Here is a 5,391-nt window from a genome sequence, read left to right on the forward strand (position 1 = left end):
GCGCAGCCGGGCCCAGGAGTCGCCGATCTCGGGGCGGGGTTCGAGCCGGCCGGGGCGGGGCGGTGTGCCGGGCCCGCCGGTCTCGGGGAGGGCGAGTTCGCGGGCGGCGGCGTCGGCGAGGGTGCGCAGCACGTGGGCGCCGGGCAGCGGGGCCTGGGCGCCGCCGGGCCGGGGTGTGGTGGCGCCGGGCAGCCGGCGCGGGCGCACACCGGTGGCCACGACGAGGGCGTCGCAGCGCACCCGGCTCCCGTCGGCCAGGTGCACGGTGCGGCTCCCCCGGTCCAGGTGGTCGGCGGCCACCCCCAGGCGCAGGTCGAGCCGTAGCTCCTCCAGCGCGCCGGGGGTGCGCAGGGCCAGCCGTTCGGGCTGCCACTGCCCGTCGAGCAGCTGCTTGGACAGCGGCGGCCGGTCGTACGGGGGTTCGTGCTCGGCGCCGACCAGGGTGAGGCGGCCGTCGTAGCCGGCCCGGCGCAGCGCCTCGGCGGCGTGCAGTCCGGCCGCGCCGGCTCCGACGACGGCCACCTCGCGCGGAGCGGTCACCCCTGTTCCAGGGTGATCGCCGCGGCCGGGCAGACCGCGGCGGCGTCCTGGACGGCCTGGTGGAGTCCGGCCGGCGGGTTGGCGTCGAGCAGGACGACGATGCCGTCCTCGTCGCGCTGGTCGAAGACGTCGGGGGCGGCGAGCACGCAGCTGCCGGCGCCGCAGCACTTCTCCTGGTCGATGCGGACGAGCATGGGTGGGGTTCCCTTCGGGGCTTCGGGGTCGGTGAGGGGTGGTCAGGCACGGAGGGGCGGTCAGGCACGGAGGGGTGGGTGACGGGCGCGGAGGCCCGGGGGGTCACCAGGCGACGGGCAGCTCGTGGACGCCGTAGATGAGCATCTCGCCGCGGAAGCGGACCTCCTCGAACGGCACCGCCAGGCGCAGTCCGGGCAGCCGGCGCAGCACGCTGTCGAGGGCGATCTGCAGTTCCAGCCGGGCGAGGGGCTGGCCCAGGCACTGGTGGACGCCGAAGCCGAAGGCCAGGTGGCGGCGGGCGTCGCGGGTGAGGTCGAGGTCGTCGGCGTCGGGGAACTCCGCGGCGTCCCGGTTGGCGAGGCTGATCATGCAGATGACGCCCTCGCCGGCCCGGATCCGCACCCCGCCCAGCTCGACGTCCTCGGTGGCGACCCTGGTCAGGCCGGAGTGCACGATCGTCAGGTAGCGCAGCAGTTCCTCGACGGCGCCGGGGACGGCCTCGGGGTGGCGGCGCAGGTGGTCGAGCTGGGCGGGGTTGCGCAGCAGGGCGAGGATCGACAGCGCGGTCATGTTGGCGGTGGTCTCGTGCCCGGCGACCAGCAGCAGCCGGCCCATCGCGCCGATCTCCTTGGTGTTCAGCTCGCCGCGTTCCACCAGTCGGCTGAGGATGCCGTCGTCGGGCTGGGCGCGCTTGGTCTCGGTGAGGTCCTCCAGGTAGCCGGTCAGCCGCTCCTGGGCGGTGATGACGTCCTCGACGGCGGAGTCGCGGCGCAGCAGGACACGGCTGCACTCCTGGAAGAACTCGTGGTCCTGGTAGGGGACGCCGAGCAGCAGGCAGATGACCAGGGAGGGCAGCGGCAGGGCGAACTCGCCGACCAGGTCGGCGCCGGTGCGCCCTTCGGTCATCCGGTCCAGCAGCTCGTCGGCGATGCGCTGGATCTCGGGGCGCAGCGCCTCGACCTTCTTGATCATGAATTCGCCGGTGAGCATCCGGCGCAGGCGGGCGTGCTCGGGGTCGTCCATCCGGATGAAGGTGGGCTGGCCGTTGGTCAGCTGGCGGGCGCCGGCGCTGATGAAGGGGAAGCCGGCGCGGTTGGCGTCCGCGCTGAAGCGGGCGTCGGAGAGCACCGCCTTGACGTCCTCGTGCCGGGTGAGCAGCCAGCTGGGGGATCCGTCCCACAGCGAGATGCGGCTGATCGGCTCCTCCCGCTGGGCCTGCTGGTAGGCCGGCGGCGGGGCGAACGGGCAGGCGCCGCGGGCGGCGGGGTGGGTGGAGCTGGGGGTCTGTGCGGCGGTGGCCATGGGGGGCTCCCCTCTCGGAGCTGGCTGTGCCGGATGGGTCCGGTCCGCGGCGCCCTACGGTGTGCGGCCGTACGGGCGGGCGGCGCTACGTGTGTGCGGGTGGCGGTACGGGCGTGCGGCGGTGCGGCACGTGGGCGTGCGGTGGCATCCGGGCGTGCGGGCCCGGAGCATTTACGTGCCAAAAGCAACTAACTCGCTGTCACGCTAACTCGCGGTCAGTGTCGGCGAAAGGGGCCACCGGGTGGACGGCGAATCTGTCCGAAATCCGGTCACCGCTGCGCACCGCAGCGGTGGCGCGCACCGGCTCGCTAAAGTTCCCCCATGTCGGACGCCGCAGACGAGCCCGCAGACGGCCGGAACGCCACCGCAGACCTGGAGGCCGTACTCGCCTCGCTGGCCTACCTGCTGACCCGCTCCAAGGAGCACGAACACCGCACCGCCAAGGCCGGCATCACCGCGGCCCGCTCGGACGTCTACCTGCTGCGCGCGCTCGCCGAGGCCGACGGCGTCAGCCGGGTGGGCGACCTGGCCGCCCGGCTGATGGTCAAGCCCTCCCACGTCACCCGGCAGATCGACCGCCTGGAGAGCCAGCGGCTGGTCGAGCGCACCCCGGACGCCCTGGACCGGCGGGCCCGCCAGGTCGCGCTCACCACCGACGGCCGGGCCCTGCTCGACCGGCTGAAACAGGCCAACATCATCGGGCTGGCCGACGCGCTGGACGGCGTCCCGGAGCCGGACGTCGCCGCGACGGTCAGCGTGCTGTGCCACCTGATCGAGCGCTACGTGCACCGGGTGCGCAGCACCCTGCTGCCGGAGGACGACGGCGACTGCGCTCCCCCGGCAGGCGGGGAGGACGGGGCGGCGGCGACCGTACGGGCGGTCGCGGGGCGGCGGCTGCCGGCCGGGGCCCGGCCGAACGCGCGCGACGCCGTCGAGTCCTGAGCGCCCCGCAGGCCCGGGCTCAGCGCGGGCGCAGGGCGGTCACGGCGGCCTCGGCGGTGTTGGCGTGGTGGGCGGCCTGGCGGGTGACGGGGAGCCAGGTGGGGCGGAAGCGGCGGCGGTAGTGGGCGCACCAGGTGTGCAGGAGGGCGGCGGGGCGGGGGTCGGGCGCGGGGGCGGCGCGGCGCAGCAGGGCGGCGGCGCGGACCGGGATGCGGTGGGCCCACAGGTCGATGCCGGCCAGGTGGGCGCCGGTGAGCAGGGGCGGCGGGATGAGGGGGTGCCCGGCGGTGCGCGGGTCCCAGGCGTCGGCGAGTTGCCGTAGGGCGGTCAGCTGGGTGTGGGCGGCGCGCAGCAGCGGGGTGTGGTGCGGCGGGAGGGCGGTCGGCGGGTCGCCCGGCAGGTGGTTCAGCACGTCGGTGAGCCGGCGGCCGCGTTCGCGCAGCTCGTCGGCGACGGCGCGCAGGTGCGGGTCGGGGTCGGCGGCGGGGCGGGGGTCGCCGAGGCGGTCGGTGGTCCAGGCGGGGACCTCGATGACGACGGTGTGGCCGCCGTGGCGCTGCGGGGCGAACCAGGTGGCGGCCCGGGCGCCGGCCGGGGCGTCGTCCTGGTCGGCGAGCATGCCGGTGGTGTTCTCCTGGGAGTCGATGTGGTGGGGCTCCATGAGGAAGACGCCGGGGCCGGCGGCGGACAGCCGGTAGGTGTCGAAGGATCCGGTCTCGACCGGGATGCCGAGGGCGGCGGCGGAGCGGGCGAAGGGCTCGACGAGGGCGGCCGGGTCGGTGGTGGCCTGGAGGAAGGTGCCGCCCACGTCGGCGGTGTGCAGGGAGAGTTGGAGCGAGGGCCGGAGTTCGTCGATCAGGTCGAGCAGGATCCGGCTCTCCGGGAGGCGGCCGCCGATCGCCGGGGCCCATTCGGGCTGTTCGTCGGCGGCGGGGCGGAAGTAGCCGGCGAAGTAGGCGGGCAGGGTGCGGGATTCCACGGCGCCCCGGGCCAGGTGGGCGCCGTCGGGGTCGAGGCAGAGCAGGAGGTGCCAGGCCGTCGCGGGGTGCCGGGCGGGGTGGGCCAGGGCCCGGTGGGCGAGTTCGACGAGGCCGGCGCGGCCGGAGAACTCGTCGGCGTGGGCGCCGGAGACGACCAGGACGTTGTCGGCGGGGTGGCCGCCGGGGCTGTCAGGGCCGGCGGGGCCGTCGGGGTGATCGGGGCCGATCGACAGGAGCAGCAGGGGGCGGCCGGCCCGGGAGGTGCCGAGGGTGCGGACCCGGCAGCGTCGGGGGTGGCGGGCGGCCAGCCGGTGGGCGGTGTCGGCGAGTTCGTCGAGGGTGGGGTAGCGGTCGTGGAGCAGGATCGCCCGGCCCGCGCCGGTCGAGGTGTCGGTCAGCATCGGTCTCCTTCTCCCGGTGTCCGGAGGCCGGTGGGCCCGGAGGTGGTATTGGATCCGCTCGGGTGGTGATCCGTCCAGGGTGCTCCGGGCGGTGGCCGGGCGGGTGGGGCGAACCGTGTGTCACTACCAGGTTGCCTATTGTCATATGCTTGCCATATTTGCTGGTCAGGGTGGGGGCGCGGGTGGACTTCCGGTTGTTGGGCTCGGTGGCAGCCGTGGCCGCGGACGGGCAGGAGCTCGCGCTCGGCTCCCCCAAGCGCCGCAGCCTGCTGGCGATGCTGCTGCTGAACCCCGGCGCGCCCGTCGGCGTCGACCGGCTGACCGAGGCCCTCTGGGAGGAGGAGCCGCCCCGGCACGCCCGCACCGTCATCCACAACCACGTCTCCGGGCTGCGCGCCGTCCTCGCCGCCCACCGGGCACCCGCCGCCGGCGTCGAACTGGCCACCGACGGCAGCGGCGGCTACCTGCTGCGGGCCCCCGAGACCGCGGTGGACACCCAGCGGTTCGAACGCCTCGTCCGCACCGCCCGCACGGCACCCGAGGCCGGCCACACGGTCACGGCGCTGCGGCGGGCACTCGCCCTGTGGCGCGGTCCCGCGCTCGCCGGCACGGCGCCCAGCCTGCCGCTGCAGTGCGCCGCCCAGGCCCTGGAGGAACTGCGGCTGACGGCCGTGGAGGAACTGGCCCGCGCCCACGGCCGGCTCGGCGACCACGGCGCGGCCGCCGCCGTCCTGGCCACCGAGGCCGCCCTGAACCCGCTGCGGGAGCCGCTGGTCGCCGCGCTCGTGCTCGCGCTCGGCCGGGCCGGGCGGCGCTCGGAGGCGCTGGAGTGGTACCACCGCACCCGCCGCACGCTGGCCGAGCAGCTGGGGATCGACCCCGGGGCCGAACTCGCCCAGGCGTACGGGGTGCTGCTGCGCGGCGACGGGGCGGGCGCACCGGTGCCCGTACCCGTCGCGCCCGTCGTACCCGTGCCCGCCGGGCCCGCGCCGTGGCCCTTCCCCCGGCGGCCCCGGGGGTTCTCCGGGCGC

Annotated in this window: 6 protein-coding genes; 2 read left to right on the forward strand and 4 right to left on the reverse strand. The window is 76.1% G+C overall.

The window, feature by feature from the left end:
- The 3 genes from BG452_RS28915 to BG452_RS28925 all read right to left on the reverse strand — a co-directional run.
- The coding region (locus BG452_RS28915) for an FAD-dependent oxidoreductase (RefSeq protein WP_188307301.1) at positions 1-540 on the reverse strand (540 nt) is incomplete at its 3' end.
- Positions 537-734 carry a ferredoxin gene (locus tag BG452_RS28920; protein WP_188307302.1) on the reverse strand — a complete coding sequence of 66 codons (198 nt, stop codon included), beginning with the start codon at positions 732-734 and terminating at the stop codon, positions 537-539. The genes BG452_RS28920 and BG452_RS28915, both read right to left, overlap by 4 nt.
- A 103-nt stretch (positions 735-837) precedes the next feature.
- A complete protein-coding gene (locus BG452_RS28925; protein WP_188307303.1) occupies positions 838-2,037 on the reverse strand; it encodes a cytochrome P450 in 1,200 nt (399 codons plus the stop codon).
- Positions 2,038-2,358: 321 nt separating this feature from the next.
- Between BG452_RS28925 and BG452_RS28930 the strand changes: the two genes are divergently transcribed.
- A complete protein-coding gene (locus tag BG452_RS28930; protein WP_188307304.1) occupies positions 2,359-2,979 on the forward strand; it encodes a MarR family winged helix-turn-helix transcriptional regulator in 621 nt (206 codons plus the stop codon).
- Positions 2,980-2,998: 19 nt separating this feature from the next.
- On the opposite strand, the gene BG452_RS28935 is transcribed toward BG452_RS28930, so the two are convergent.
- Positions 2,999-4,360, reverse strand: coding sequence for a M14 family zinc carboxypeptidase (locus BG452_RS28935; protein WP_188307305.1), 1,362 nt, complete (start codon positions 4,358-4,360; stop codon positions 2,999-3,001).
- Positions 4,361-4,518: 158 nt separating this feature from the next.
- On the opposite strand from BG452_RS28935, the gene BG452_RS28940 reads away from it, so the two are divergent.
- Positions 4,519-5,391 (forward strand): AfsR/SARP family transcriptional regulator (locus BG452_RS28940; RefSeq protein WP_223242882.1); only part of this gene is annotated, 873 nt, incomplete at its 3' end.

It is taken from the genome of Streptomyces sp. CBMA123 (assembly GCF_014596465.1).
Taxonomy (GTDB): Bacteria; Actinomycetota; Actinomycetes; order Streptomycetales; family Streptomycetaceae; genus Kitasatospora.

What these genes read in the sequence shown, in the direction of transcription:
- BG452_RS28925 (WP_188307303.1), bottom strand. Translation starts at nt 2,037, where the DNA reads ATGGCCACCGCCGCACAGACCCCCAGCTCCACCCACCCCGCCGCCCGC.
- BG452_RS28920 (WP_188307302.1), bottom strand. Translation starts at nt 734, where the DNA reads ATGCTCGTCCGCATCGACCAGGAGAAGTGCTGCGGCGCCGGCAGCTGC.
- BG452_RS28930 (WP_188307304.1), top strand. Translation starts at nt 2,359, where the DNA reads ATGTCGGACGCCGCAGACGAGCCCGCAGACGGCCGGAACGCCACCGCA.
- BG452_RS28935 (WP_188307305.1), bottom strand. Translation starts at nt 4,360, where the DNA reads ATGCTGACCGACACCTCGACCGGCGCGGGCCGGGCGATCCTGCTCCAC.